Annotated in this window: 11 protein-coding genes; 7 read left to right on the top strand and 4 right to left on the bottom strand. The window is 73.7% G+C overall.

The window, feature by feature from the left end; all coding sequences use genetic code 11:
• The first annotated feature begins 3 nt into the window (after nucleotides 1–3).
• Nucleotides 4–924 carry a DUF3048 domain-containing protein gene (locus IE290_RS02595; protein ID WP_191242859.1) on the top strand — a complete coding sequence of 307 codons (921 nt, stop codon included), beginning with the start codon at nucleotides 4–6 and terminating at the stop codon, nucleotides 922–924.
• A 4-nt stretch (nucleotides 925–928) separates the two neighbouring features.
• Here IE290_RS02595 and IE290_RS02590 read toward each other — a convergent pair whose 3' ends face one another.
• Together IE290_RS02590 and IE290_RS02585 are read right to left on the bottom strand one after the other, a co-directional pair.
• Nucleotides 929–1915 carry a crotonase/enoyl-CoA hydratase family protein gene (locus IE290_RS02590; RefSeq protein WP_191242858.1) on the bottom strand — a complete coding sequence of 329 codons (987 nt, stop codon included), beginning with the start codon at nucleotides 1913–1915 and terminating at the stop codon, nucleotides 929–931.
• Nucleotides 1916–1930: 15 nt separating this feature from the next.
• Complete coding sequence (locus IE290_RS02585) at nucleotides 1931–3118, bottom strand: PucR family transcriptional regulator (protein ID WP_191242857.1); 1188 nt, start codon at nucleotides 3116–3118, stop codon at nucleotides 1931–1933.
• Nucleotides 3119–3283: 165 nt separating this feature from the next.
• Between IE290_RS02585 and IE290_RS02580 the strand changes: the two genes are divergently transcribed.
• The 5 genes from IE290_RS02580 to IE290_RS02560 all read left to right on the top strand — a co-directional run bounded on the left by IE290_RS02580 (nucleotide 3284) and on the right by IE290_RS02560 (nucleotide 9960).
• Nucleotides 3284–4195: a hypothetical protein gene (locus IE290_RS02580; RefSeq protein ID WP_191242856.1), complete on the top strand. Its 912-nt coding sequence runs from the start codon at nucleotides 3284–3286 to the stop codon at nucleotides 4193–4195.
• A complete protein-coding gene (locus tag IE290_RS02575) occupies nucleotides 4195–5976 on the top strand; it encodes a GMC family oxidoreductase N-terminal domain-containing protein (protein ID WP_191242855.1) in 1782 nt (593 codons plus the stop codon). The genes IE290_RS02580 and IE290_RS02575 overlap by 1 nt, the downstream gene beginning before the upstream one ends.
• Nucleotides 5977–6087: 111 nt before the next feature.
• Nucleotides 6088–7644 carry an MFS transporter gene (locus IE290_RS02570; RefSeq protein WP_191242854.1) on the top strand — a complete coding sequence of 519 codons (1557 nt, stop codon included), beginning with the start codon at nucleotides 6088–6090 and terminating at the stop codon, nucleotides 7642–7644.
• A gap of 46 nt (nucleotides 7645–7690) precedes the next feature.
• The gene (locus IE290_RS02565) at nucleotides 7691–9196 is read left to right on the top strand and encodes an amino acid permease (RefSeq protein ID WP_191242853.1); all 1506 of its coding nucleotides are present in this window, start codon (nucleotides 7691–7693) and stop codon (nucleotides 9194–9196) included.
• A 2-nt stretch (nucleotides 9197–9198) separates the two neighbouring features.
• Nucleotides 9199–9960 (top strand): NAD(P)-binding domain-containing protein, encoded by a 762-nt coding sequence (locus tag IE290_RS02560; protein WP_191242852.1) that lies wholly within the window; start codon nucleotides 9199–9201, stop codon nucleotides 9958–9960.
• A 4-nt stretch (nucleotides 9961–9964) separates the two neighbouring features.
• Here IE290_RS02560 and IE290_RS02555 read toward each other — a convergent pair whose 3' ends face one another.
• A complete protein-coding gene (locus IE290_RS02555) occupies nucleotides 9965–10504 on the bottom strand; it encodes a CGNR zinc finger domain-containing protein (RefSeq protein WP_229874069.1) in 540 nt (179 codons plus the stop codon).
• A gap of 46 nt (nucleotides 10505–10550) precedes the next feature.
• On the opposite strand from IE290_RS02555, the gene IE290_RS02550 reads away from it, so the two are divergent.
• Nucleotides 10551–11225: a haloacid dehalogenase type II gene (locus tag IE290_RS02550; RefSeq protein ID WP_191242850.1), complete on the top strand. Its 675-nt coding sequence runs from the start codon at nucleotides 10551–10553 to the stop codon at nucleotides 11223–11225.
• Between the two features lie 112 nt (nucleotides 11226–11337).
• Here the strand turns inward: IE290_RS02550 and IE290_RS02545 are convergent, their stop codons facing one another.
• Entirely contained in the window at nucleotides 11338–11964 is a 627-nt protein-coding gene (locus IE290_RS02545; RefSeq protein ID WP_191242849.1) for a VOC family protein, read from the bottom strand.
• Between the last annotated feature and the right edge of the window lie 423 nt (nucleotides 11965–12387).

Below are 12387 nucleotides of genomic sequence, written 5' to 3'. Positions count from 1 at the left end.
GCGATGCGGGGACGGGCGATCCGGTTCCTGGCCGGGCTCGCGAGCGCCGGCCTCCTGCTGGGCTGCTCGACGACCGGGAGCAGCGGCCCGGCGGCCCCCGCCACGCCGACCGGGCCGGTGCTCGTCGTCAAGATCGACAACGTGGCCCAGGCGCGGCTCGCGACCGGGCTCGGCTCGGCCGACATCGTCTTCGCCGAGCCCGTGGAAGGCGGGCTGAGCCGCCTCGCCGCCGTGTTCACCACCCGCCGCCCGCCGGCCATCGGCCCGGTGCGCAGCGCCCGCGAGACCGACTACGACCTGCTGGCCGCCTTCGGCCGCCCGGTGTTCGCCTACGCCGGAGCCGCCCCCGAGATCGACCGCGCCCTGCACACCCCGGCGCTGTCGGATCGGATCGTCAACGCCTCCCCCGCCGACACACCCGCCGCCTACGTCCGGGACGACGCCCGACCGGCCCCGCACAACCTGTTCGTGCGTCCCGAAGCGCTGCCCGCGGGCGAGGGCCCGCTTCTCGACGCCCTGATCGCCCGCGGGCCCGCTCCGCCCGGCCGCACGCCCACCCCCGGGCGCACGGTGTCCTACGCGGCGGCGTCCTTCGACTTCCGCTGGGACGGCGGGCGCTGGCTCGTGTGGCTCGACGGCAGCCCGTTGACCTCCACCGAGGTGGGGCAGCTCGGCGCGGCCACGGTGATCCTGCAGCAGGTGACCACCCGCCCGGGCACCATCGCGGACGCCCAGGGCCGGACCGCGCCGGTCGCGCAGACGGTGGGCACCGGCGCCGCGACCCTGCTGCGCGACGGCGCCGCCTTCGACGCCGTCTGGTCCCGCCCGACCCCGCACGCGGCCACGACGTTCACCACCCCGGGCGGCGCCCCGCTGCCCGCCGCCGACGGACCGGTGTGGGTGGTGCTGATCCCCACCGGATGAGCCGTCAGGGGCGTTTGGCGTCCCCGAACGGCTCGTCGCGCTCGTGCACCGCCTGCCGGAATCCCGCCGTCCGCGCGCGGGCCTGGAAGGCGTAGCCCTCGCGGGTGTGGCGGGAGATGCCGTCGAAGACCGTGCCGATCACCGCCGAGTTGGCGACGCCCTGCGCGGTCAGCGCGCTGTTGAGCGCGAGCTTGACCATCATCAGCTGGTTGACCGGCAGCAGCGCGATCTTGGCGACCAGCGCCTCGGTGACCTCGTCCAGGCGCTGCGCCGGCGCGGACTCCACCGCCAGCCCCCACTCGGCGGCCTGCCTGCCGGTGATGCAGTCGCCGGTGAACAGCAGCCGTTTCGCGCGCTGGTCGCCGAGCCGGTGCGCCCACAGGCCGGTCGCGGGCACACCCCACACGCGGGTGGGCGGGTAGCCGATCTTCGTGTCGTCGGCGGCCACGATCAGGTCGCAGTGCAGCGCGATGTCCGTGCCGCCCGCGACGCAGAACCCGTGCAGCTTCGCCACCGTCGGCTTGGTCGCGTGCAGCAGGCTGGCGTAGCCGCGGTTGAACCGGCTCATCAGGGCGTAGTCGGCCATCGGGTCCCACTGCCGGGACGGGTCGTGGTTGCGGGCCTGCGCCACCGGGTCGAGCACGGTGCCGGCCCGGTCCGGGTCCGTCTCCGGGGGCGTGTCGCCGTGCTCGGCGAAGATCGACAGGTCGTAGCCGCCGCAGAAGCCCTTGCCCCGCCCGGAAACCAGGATGACGTGCACGCGCGGGTCGAGGTCGGCGCGTTCCACCGCGGCGGCCAGTTCGAACGGCGTGTCCGCGGTGATCGCGTTGCCCCGCTCGGGCCGGTCGAACGTGATCCGGGCGATGCGCCCGGTCACCTCGTAGGTCAGGGTCCGGTAGTCCGCGGTGTCGTCGGGGGGCGTGGGGAACAGGCCGCCCTCGGTCCAGGCGTCCCGCCACGCCGCGGGGCGCGAGCCGGCATCATCGGTCATCGCCCGACCGTAGCCTCACTCGCGTGCCGGCAGCAGCCGCACGACCTGGAGCGCCGTCGCCAGTTCGGCCACGGCCCGGGGATCGCCCAGCCCGCGGCCGGTGAGTTCCTCGACCCGCCGCAACCGGTACCGCACGGTGTTGGGGTGGCAGTACAGCCGCTTGCCGGCCTCGGCGGCGGACCCGGCGCAGGCGAACCACGCGTCCAGCGTGTCGACCAGCACCTTCCGGTCGGCGGGCGGCAGGTCCAGCAGCGGGCCGAACACCGTGCTCGCCACCCGCTCGGCCTCCCCGGGCGCGGCGGCGATCAGCACCGCGACCGGCGCGTCGTCCCACGGCGCGACGTCGGCCCGCCCGGGCGGCAGGGTGCCCAGCGCCAGCCGCGCGAGCCGCAGCGCCCGCGGCGTTTCGCGCAGGTGCGGGTAGGCGGGGCTGAGCCCGATCCGCGCCGTGGCCCGGCCGCGCAGCAGGTCCGGCAGCCGCTCCCCCAGCGACGGGTAGGGCAGCGCCAGCACGCCGATGTGCTCCTCGGGCGACAGCCGCCACGCCGAGCGGATCCCGTCGGACCGCAGCCGGGACTCGATGCCCACCAGGGACCGCCTGCCCAGCTCGGGGTTCTCCGCGGCCACGACGACGAAACAGCCCTCCACCGGCAGCCCCAGCGTCTGCGCCGCCTCCCACAGCGTGTCCTGGGCCAGCACCCCGGTGAACAGCGCCTCGACCAGCATCGACCGCTCGTGTTCGCGCTCCAGCATGATCTGCGAGGCGGTGTCCCGGTAGGCGTCGGCCATCGCGTCGGTGTAGGTGCCGACGAGCCGCCACACGGTCGCGGCGAAGTCGACGAGCACCCGGTCGTCCACCGACGACGAGGCGCGTGCCTTGGCGACCAGCGCGTCCCACAGGTGCGCGAACCCGACGCGGTAGGCCCGCACCACCTCCGGCAGCGGCGCCCCCTGCTGGGCGCGCTCGCGTCCGGTGGCCCACGGCGCGGACAGGTCGGGGGCGGTGTCGCTGACGAACTGCCGCAGGATCAGCTCGGCGTTGTCCCGCACGGACTGCCGCAGCGACCCGGCGGGCACCGGATCGCCGGCCTGGTAGAGCACGACCTCGTGGCGGATGCGCCGGGTGACGGCGTCGGCGAGGTCGTCCAGCTCGCCGAGCAGCGCGGTGACCAGGGCGTCGATGCCCGAGATGTCCGATGGCACCCCGGCAGCTTAAGGCGGCCGGTTTGTCCGCCGGCACAAAACCCCGCGCGGGGGAGTTGTCGCCGGGGACATGGGCGCCGGTGAACGGTTCACCGAGGATTGCTCCATCCGGTGCAAGCCCGGCAGAGCCGCCGGGCACTCGCCGCCCACCACAGGAGAACATCGATGCCACACGCTGACAACGACGTCGGCCGCCGGGCCTTCCTGGCGAAGATCGGGGTGCTGGGCGCCGCGGTCGCCGCCGGCGGCCTGCTCCCCGGGCTCTCCGGGATCACCGCCACGGCCGCGCCGCGACCGGTCCGCACCGCCGGCCTGGCCGACGTGGTCACCGCCCTCCGCCCGGTGCTCGCCGAGCTGGCCCGCGACACCCTCAACGGCCTGGTCGTGATGGCCTGCCCCGGTCCGGACGCCTACTCCCGCGCCCAGGGCACGCCGCGCACCGAGCCGGGCGCGCTGGAGGCCCGCGCCACCGACTTCCTGATCAAGGCCCTCGACGAGTACGTCCCGTTCCCGGACCAGCTCGCCACGCCGCTCACGCAGAGCCTGGCGACCGGCCTGTCCGGCACGCCGCTGCCGTCCGCGCTGCTGGACCTGCCGCTGAGCAGTGTGCGGACGCTGGACTCGGCGCTGCGCACCCTGCTGGAGAACGACGAGACGCTGCCGCTGTCGTCGGTGATCGCGATGCTGCTGAACCTGGTCGCGACCGAGGTGAACCCGCTCGCGCTGAGCGGCGCGTTCCTCTCCCCGTTCGCCCGGCTGTCCTATGCGGACAAGTGCCGCGTGTTCGAGCAGCTCGAGGAGCCGCACGCGGGTCTGGTGTCGCTGCTGGACGCGAACCTGCCCGAGCCGGTCCAGGGCTCGGTGTCCGGGGTGCTGCGGTTCGTGGCCGGTGCCGTGCTGGAGTTCGCGGCCTACGGCAGCGCCTGCGAGTGGGCGGTGTTCGACCCGGCCACGAAGTCGATCAGCGCGCGGCCGGTCGGCTGGCAGCTGTCCGGGTACCAGCCGCACGGCGTGGTGCACGGCTGGGACGACTTCCTCGGGTACTACCAGGGCCGCACGAAGGTGGAGAACGTCTGATGCGCGACGTCATCGTCATCGGCGCCGGTGCCGGCGGCTCGGTGGTCGCGAAGGAACTGGCCGCCCGGGGCCTGGACGTGCTGGTCCTGGAGGCCGGCGGGTACGCCGACCCGGAGACCGATTGGACCCACTACGAGAACGACGCCAACAACCCGCTCACCGGGTTCATGCGGTTCGGGCCGTCGGACCGCTCCCGGCCGGCGTGGTTCCGGGAGACCCCGCAGAACTCGCTGCTGTGGCAATTGGCCGGGGTCGGCGGAACCACCCAGCACTACTTCGGCAACTCACCGCGCGCCTACCCGGGTGTGTTCGCCGGCTACGAGGGCCGCGACGCCGGGGCCTACGACACCGCGCACCTGTTCCCGTTCACCTACTCCGACCTGGTGCCCTACTACGAATGGGTCGAGGCGACCCTGCCGGTGCACACCGCGGCGATGGGCACGAAGGAGTCGGTGTTCTTCCGCGGCTGCGAGAAGCTCGGCATGACGCTGCAGACCACGAAGACCACGACCGGGGACTCCTACCGGCCGCAGGAGAACGCGATCCTGCCGCCCGGCGGCACCGCGGGGCGGTTCAGCGGGCACGACGACCCGCGGGTGCAGTGGCCGCTGGCGACCGGCTGCACGTTCTGCGGGTACTGCTTCCAGGGCTGCAAGCACCCGGCGGGCGCGCCGCGCACGATGGCGGCCAAGCGGTCGGCCGACAACTCCTACATGCCGATGGCGCTGACCGCCGACGCGTGGTCGCCGCACGGCAAGCCGGTCTCGCTGGTCACCGACGCGTTCGTCACCCGGATCCGGTCCGAGCAGCGCGGCGGCGAGACGGTGGCGACCGGCGTGTCGTGGCGCTCGGTGACCACCGGCGAGGAGCACTCCGAGGACGCCCGGGTGGTGGTGCTGTCCGCGGGCTGCACCGAGAACCCGCGGCTGTGGTTCAACAGCGGGCTGCCCAACCCCAACGACTGGGTCGGCCGCGGCTACACCGACCACTACTTCGACTGGGTGATCGGGCTGTTCGACGACTACACCGGGTCGACCAAGGGCGCGGCGTCGGCGGCGCGGGCCGACTTCCCGGGCCGCGGCGGGATCATGAACGTCGGGCTGCCGCCGGCGATCCAGCAGTTCGCGCTCACCTTCTCCGACAGCGGGATCCGCGGGCGCTACGGAAACGGGCGCGGCTTCACCGGCCCATGGGACGGCCCGACCGGGCGGCTGCTCGGCGAGGAGCTCAAGGAGGTGCTCACCCACGGCGCGGACCGGTTGTTCAACATCCTGATCATGACCGACGACGACGTCGAGCCGCACAACCGGGCGACGCTGTCGGCGCTGCCCGCGGACGAGCACGGGCCGGTGGCGAAGGTCGAGATGCGGCAGCGGGCGCGCTCGGCGCGCACGGTGGCGAACCGGGAGTTCCTGGCCCGCAAGGCGGTCGAGGTGACGCGCGCGGCCGGGGCGCGGAAGGTGTTCCGGATCGACTGGCCGCCGCTGATCCTGCACGTCCACTCGTCGATGCGGATGGGACTGTCCGAACGCGACTCGGTGCTCGACGACGCGGCGGAGGCCCGCTGGGTGCGGCGCCTGTTCGTGGCCGACAACTCCGCGCTGGCCAACGCGCTGGGCGGCCCGAACCCGACGCTGACCAGCCAGGCGGTGGCGACGCGCACGGCGGAGCAGATCGTGCGGCGGTACTTCGGGGGCGAGGGCTGGGTGCACACGGAAGCGCCCGTGGCGTCCACGGACAGCCGCATCACCCGGCGGTTCGCGCAGGTGTCGGTGAGCTGACGTCCGGGGCGGCCGCCGGATGCCGGAGATCCGGCGGCCGCCCGGTGTCGAGAAGCCGGTCGCCGCTCCGACCTGTCCGTGACTGCCCCTCACGGACCGGAAGGACCTGGCATGACCCACCCGATCCCGGCGCGGGCCGGGCGGCGGGAGTGGCTCGCGCTCGGCGTGCTCGCCCTGCCCACCCTGCTCGTCTCCATCGACGTCTACGTCCTGCTGCTCGCCCTCCCGCACCTGGCGGCCGACCTGGGCGCGAGCAGCGTCGAGCAGCTGTGGATCACCGACGTCTACGGCTTCGCCATGGCGGGGTTCCTCATCACGATGGGCACCCTCGGCGACCGCATCGGCCGGCGGAAGCTGCTGCTCATCGGCGCGGCGGCGTTCGGGGCCGCCTCCGTCGCCGCCGCGTTCGCCACCAGCCCGGCCATGCTGATCGCCGCGCGCGCCGTGCTCGGGGTGGCCGGCGCGGCGCTGGCGCCTTCCACGATGTCGCTGATCCGCACCCTGTTCCGCGACCAGCGGCAGATGGGTCTGGCGATCGGCCTGTGGGGCCTGTGCTTCTCCGCCGGGGCGGTGATCGGCCCGGTCGCCGGCGGCGCCCTGCTCGCGCACTTCTGGTGGGGCTCGGTGTTCCTGCTCGGCGTGCCCGCGATGGTGCTGCTGCTGGTGGCCGGCCCGGTCCTGCTGCCCGAGTACCGCGACCCGCAGGCCGGCAAGCCCGACCTGGTCAGCGTCGCGCTGTCGCTGGCCGCGGTGATCCCCGCCATCCACGGGCTCAAGGAGCTGGCCCACGACGGCTGGCGCCCGCTGCCGCTCGCCGGCCTGGCCGCCGGGATCGCCTTCGCCACCGTGTTCGCCCGCAGGCAACGCCGCCTGGCCGACCCGCTGCTCGACCTGCGCCTGTTCGCGAACCGCTCGTTCAGCACGGCACTGGGCGCGATGATGTCCGGCACGCTGCTGATGGGTGCGCTGATGCTGTTCATCACCCAGGACCTGCAACTGGTCGAGGGCCTCTCGCCACTGGGCGCGGCGCTGTGGATGATGCCGGCGATCGCTGCCAACACCCTGTCCTTCGTCGTGTCGCCGGTCCTCGCGCGCCGGTTCCGGCCCGCTCACCTGATCGCCGCCGGGCTGGCGATCTCGGTGTGCGGGCTGATCGTGCTCACCCGCACCGGCACCACCTCGGGCCCGGCGACCCTGGCGACCGGGTTCGCGCTGATCTTCCTCGGCTCCGGCCCGCTGGTCACGCTGAGCACCGGCCTGGTCCTGAGTTCCGCGCCCGCGGAGAAGGCCGGCTCCGCCGCCGCGCTCAACGAGACCAGCGGCCAGTTCGGGTTCGCGTTCGGGCTCGCCGCGCTCGGCAGCATCGGTGCCGCGGTCTACACCAGCCGGTTCACCCCGCCGGAGCACCTCCCGGCCGGCGCCGCGCGGGACAGCCTCGCCGACGCGGTGGCCGCCGCCCGGCACCTGCCCGCCGACCTGGCCCGGGCGCTGCTCACCCCGGCGCGCGCGGCCTTCGCCGACGGCCTGCACCTGGTCGCCGCTATCAGCGCCGCCGCCCTCGCCGTGGTGGCCGTGCTGCTCCTCCGTCTGCTGCGCCACGTTCCGCCGACCGGCCGGATCGTGTCCGATGTGGACACCCGAACGGACCTTGACGCTCGTCGCGGATGACCACTACCGTTCGGGCACCCGGTCGACCGAACACCGAGGTGAGCCCGTGGACTCCGACAGCACCCGGCTGCACCAGCTCGGCTATGCCCAGGAGCTCCGGCGGACGATGTCGGGGTTCTCCAACTTCGCGGTCTCCTTCACCATCATCTCGATCCTGTCCGGCTGCCTGACGCTCTACGGGTTCGGCCTGGACACCGGCGGCCCGGCCGCGATGATCTGGGGCTGGCCGCTGGTCGGGGTGTTCGTGGTGCTCGTCGGCCTCGGCATGGCGGAGGTGTGCTCGAGCTACCCGACCGCGGGCGGGCTCTACTACTGGGCGGCGAAGCTCGCGCCGCGGCGCTCGGCCGCGGCCTGGTCGTGGTTCACCGGGTGGTTCAACCTCATCGGCCAGGTCGCGGTCACCGCGGGCATCGACTTCGGCGCCGCGTTGTTCCTCAACGCGTTCCTGGACCTGCAGTTCGGGTTCGCCGCCACGCCGGGGCACACGATCCTGTTGCTGGCGATCATCCTGGTGGTGCACGGGTTGCTGAACACGTTCGGCGTGCGGCTGGTGGCCGTGCTGAACAACGTCAGCGTGTGGTGGCACCTGACCGGGGTCCTGGTGATCGTCGCGGTGCTGGTGGTCGTGCCGGACCGCCACCAGCCCGCGTCGTTCGTGTTCGGCCACTTCGTGAACAACACCGGCTGGGGTTTCGCGCCGTACGTGTTCGCGCTCGGGCTGCTGGTCGCCCAGTACACGCTCACCGGCTACGACGCCTCGGCGCACATGACCGAGGAGACGAGGAACGCGGCCACCGCGGGCCCGCGCGGGATCGTGAACTCGATCCTGGTGTCGCTCGTCGCGGGCTGGATCCTGTTGCTGGGCCTGACGTTCGCGATCCAGGACTACGACGGCGCGGTGAACACGGCGACCGGGGTGCCGCCGGCGCAGATCTTCCTCGACGCGGCCGGCGCGTCCACCGGGAAGTTCCTGCTGCTGATCGCCATCGGCGCGCAGCTGTTCTGCGGGATGGCGTCGGTGACGGCGAACTCGCGGATGATCTACGCGTTCGCCCGCGACGGCGCGATCCCCGGCTCGACGGTCTGGCACAGCATCAACAAGCGCACCCGCACGCCCACCAACTCGGTGTGGTTCGCGGCGACCGGTGCGCTGATCCTCGCGCTGCCGTACCTGTGGAGCGCCACCGCCTACGCAGCGGTGACCTCGATCGCGACCGTCGGGCTGTACGTCGCCTACGTCATCCCGGTGTTCCTGCGCGTGCGCAAGGGCGCGCAGTTCGAGCGCGGCCCGTGGCACCTCGGGCGGTGGGGCCGGCCGGTCGGTGTCGTCGCGACCGCGTGGGTGGTGGTGATCTTCGTGTTGTTCATGCTGCCGCAGGCGTACCCGGTCACGGTGAGCACCTTCAACTACACGCCGATCGCGTTCCTCGTCGTGCTGGGCGGCGCGGCGGTGTGGTGGTTCGCCTCCGCGCGCAGGTGGTTCACCGGGCCGAAGGTGCAGGGCACGGTCGCCGAGCTGGAAGCCGTCGAACAGGACCTGCGAGCGGTGTGACCATGGCGTACGGGTTCGTGGGCACCGGCGAGATCACCGCCGCGATCGTGACCGGCCTGAGCACGGGCGACGATCCGCCGGAGGTGTTCCTGTCGCCGCGCGGGCGCGCGGTCTCGGCGGAGTTGGCCGAAAGGTTTCCGAACGTGCGGGTGTGCGCGGACAACCAGGACGTGCTCGGCCACGCTTCGGCGATCGTGCTCGCGGTCCCCGCCCCGGTGGCGCGCGAAGTGCTGGCGGAGCTGACGTTCCGGCCGGAGCACGTGCTGATCAGCGCGACCGCTGGGGTGCCGTCGGAGCGGCTGCGCGCGTGGTCCGCTCCGGCCGGTGCGGTGGTCCGGTCCATTCCGCTCCCCCAGGCGACGCGCCGCCGCAGCCTGACCGTGGTGTACCCGGACAACGCCGTGGCGCGCGAGCTGTACACGCGGGTGGGCAGCGTGCTGGTGCCCGGCGACGAAGCGGCGCTGGAGACGTTCCTCGGCGCGACCGCGGCGTTTTCCGCGCACCTGGACTACCTCGGCACCATCGCCGACTGGATGGCCGCCCGCGGCGTGGACCACGACGCGGCGCGCACGTTCGTCACGCACGTCTTCGGCGAGCTGGGCTCCTCGCTGCTGGAACGGCCGGACTCGCTGACCGTGATGAGCACCCGGCACACCACCCCGGGCGGGCTGAACGAGCAGTTCCGCGACGATCTGCGCCGCGACGGCGTGCCGGACGCGGTGCGCCGGGCGCTGGACCGGATCCTGGCCCGGGTTCGGGAGTGACGCGTCAGGCCGAGGTTCGCCGGCGGGCGCGGTAGGCCGCGGCCTTGACGCGGTTGCCGCACTCCGCCATCCCGCACCAGGTGCGCCGCGCACCGCGGGACCGGTCGAGGTAGAGGCGCGTGCATCCGGCGCGGCCGCATTCCTTCAGGCAGGCGGCGGGATCGGCGAGCACGGTGATCCCGCCGCGCGCGATCTGCGACAGGACCGCGCGGAGGTTCCCGGACAGGCGCAGGCCGGTGTCGCCGAGTTGCACCACGGGCGGCGGCGCGGCGGCGGCGCGGTTGACGATCGCCAGGCTCGCCGCGTCGAACGGCCGGCCGTGCACGCGATCGAGCGCCAGCCGGTAGCACGCCTCGCGGAGCGAGCGCGCCAGCTCGAAGCCGGCGCGGTCCACGCGCACCCGGTCCGGGAGGCCGGGGCAGGCGGCCACCCAGCGCTCCAGGTCCGCGGGCGCGGACAGCAGGTCGACCGGGGCGTCCCGGCGGGACAGCACCGTGCCGGCCAGGTCCAGCGCCGGATCACCACTCACGAAGGCGAACTCCACGTCACCAGCTTGACCGGTGACGCGCGCGGAGGCAAGATCGGGAACCATGCCCGGTACCCCTGACATCGAGGTCGTCGTCTTCGACGTGCTCGGCACGCTGGTCGACGAACCCAGCGGGCTGCGCGCCGCGATCCGCGAGGCGGTACCCGGGGCGGGCGACGAACTCCTCGAACTGTGGCAGGAGCACATCGAGCGCGAGCAGGACCGCATCGGGCGCGGGGAACGCGCCTACGCCACCTCGGAGGTCCTCGACACCGAGGCGGCGCGGCTCGTGGCCGGGCGCGCCGGGGTCACCGATCCGGCGGTCGTCGCGCGGCTCGCGACCGCCGGTCAGCGGCTACCCGCGTGGGCCGATTCCGTCGCCGGGCTGGAACGGCTGTCGCGGCGGTTTCCCGTGGTTGCCCTGTCCAACGCGAGCCACGCCGCCCTGCTGCGGCTCAACGCGCACGCCGGGCTGCGCTGGCACCAGGCACTGTCCAGTGAGGACGTCCGCGCCTACAAGCCGGCGCCGGAGATCTACCAGCACGCGATCGACACCGCCGGCTGCGCGCCGGACCGCGTGCTGATGGTCGCCGCCCACGCCTGGGACCTGCGCGGCGCCCAGGCGAAGGGCATGCGGACCGCCTACGTGCACCGCCCGGTCGGCGACCCGCCGTCGGAGGGCGACGCGTTCGATCTTCGGGTGGACGGGCTGGACGAGCTCATCGCCGCGCTGGCTTGACGTTCGGCGAGCACGACGCGTTCGGTCTCCGTGGCCGGCTCGTCGCGCACGTCCTCGCGGGCGTGCTCCGCTCCGGTGGTGCGCAGGTGTGCGGGCGGCTGGTGGAGGCACATCAGGACAGCGCCGCGGCCGAGGTGGCTTCCCACGCGAACCCGTCCGGGTCGGTGAACGGGCCGCCGTCGCCGCTGATGGCGATGCGGTGCGACCCGCTGCCCTCCGGGGGCACGCCGGCGTCCTTGGCCAGCGCCTTGCGGCGGTACAGGCCCAGCTTGATCGGGCCCTCCCCGGCGGCGAACTCGACGTACATGCGGGCGAAGCTCTTCGCCACGGTGAACCCGTGGTCGACGTAGAACTTCTTGCTCGCGGCCACGTCGGACACCCCCAGCAGGAGCACGATGTTCTCGATGTTCCGGGTGGCGGGGCCGGTGTTCTTCTTCGCCGGGGTGGCGACCTTCCAGATCGTGCCGTCCGGCGCCTGGACCACGCCGCCGCAGCCCCACATGTTCTTCGCGACGGGCTTGAGCACGGTGGCGCCGGCGTCCACGGCGGACTGGAACAGCGCCTCCACGTCGGCGGGCTGGGACACGATGAGCGAGAGGGTGAAGCCGCGGAAGCCGGTGGTCTCCTCCCGGGCGGCGCGCAGGCGGAGCCGGGAGCCGAGTCCGAAGGCGTCGGCGTAGAACCGTTCGGCGGCGGCGGTGTCGGGCACTTCGAGGGTGATGGTGTCGATCGAGGTCATGACAGGAACGTTATGCGCCGGGCCCTGACCTGCGCTTCTTGATTCCTGACCGGTTGAGCGGCGGCCGCCCCGCCCGCGGCATCCAGGGACGCAGGACCACGGCGGAAGGCGACCGCCGCCAGAACAGCCTGGCGGGGACCTCACGGTGTTGCGGAGTCCGTGGTTGCGCGAAGACGAGGCCGCGGCCCGCCGGCGGCCTTGCAGGGGTCCGCGGCCAGCGGCCCGTGCCCAGCGCCCTGCCGCCAGCGAGGCCAGCGCCCGCGGCTGTCCGGCCTGACGGGGGGGGTGGCCGGGCTCGCGCCGGGGCTTTCGTCGGCGCAGTGGCCTCCGCCGTAGCGGGGAGCCGGCCCCCTCCGCAAAACCGGCGCCTGCCGGCCACCCCCGTCAGACCGAACCCCTGCGGGCCCACGCCCGCGGCCCACG

Source organism: Amycolatopsis deserti, from assembly GCF_014653945.1.
In the GTDB taxonomy this organism is placed as follows: domain Bacteria; phylum Actinomycetota; class Actinomycetes; order Mycobacteriales; family Pseudonocardiaceae; genus Amycolatopsis_E; species Amycolatopsis_E deserti.
Note: the sequence above shows the minus strand (reverse complement) of the source record. Positions and strands in the feature narration are given on the sequence as shown.

Coding starts and splice junctions, on each gene's coding strand:
- IE290_RS02595 (WP_191242859.1), top strand. CDS start 4: ATGCGGGGACGGGCGATCCGGTTCCTGGCCGGGCTCGCGAGCGCCGGC.
- IE290_RS02590 (WP_191242858.1), bottom strand. CDS start 1,915: ATGACCGATGATGCCGGCTCGCGCCCCGCGGCGTGGCGGGACGCCTGG.
- IE290_RS02580 (WP_191242856.1), top strand. CDS start 3,284: ATGCCACACGCTGACAACGACGTCGGCCGCCGGGCCTTCCTGGCGAAG.
- IE290_RS02575 (WP_191242855.1), top strand. CDS start 4,195: ATGCGCGACGTCATCGTCATCGGCGCCGGTGCCGGCGGCTCGGTGGTC.
- IE290_RS02570 (WP_191242854.1), top strand. CDS start 6,088: ATGACCCACCCGATCCCGGCGCGGGCCGGGCGGCGGGAGTGGCTCGCG.
- IE290_RS02560 (WP_191242852.1), top strand. CDS start 9,199: ATGGCGTACGGGTTCGTGGGCACCGGCGAGATCACCGCCGCGATCGTG.
- IE290_RS02550 (WP_191242850.1), top strand. CDS start 10,551: ATGCCCGGTACCCCTGACATCGAGGTCGTCGTCTTCGACGTGCTCGGC.
- IE290_RS02545 (WP_191242849.1), bottom strand. CDS start 11,964: ATGACCTCGATCGACACCATCACCCTCGAAGTGCCCGACACCGCCGCC.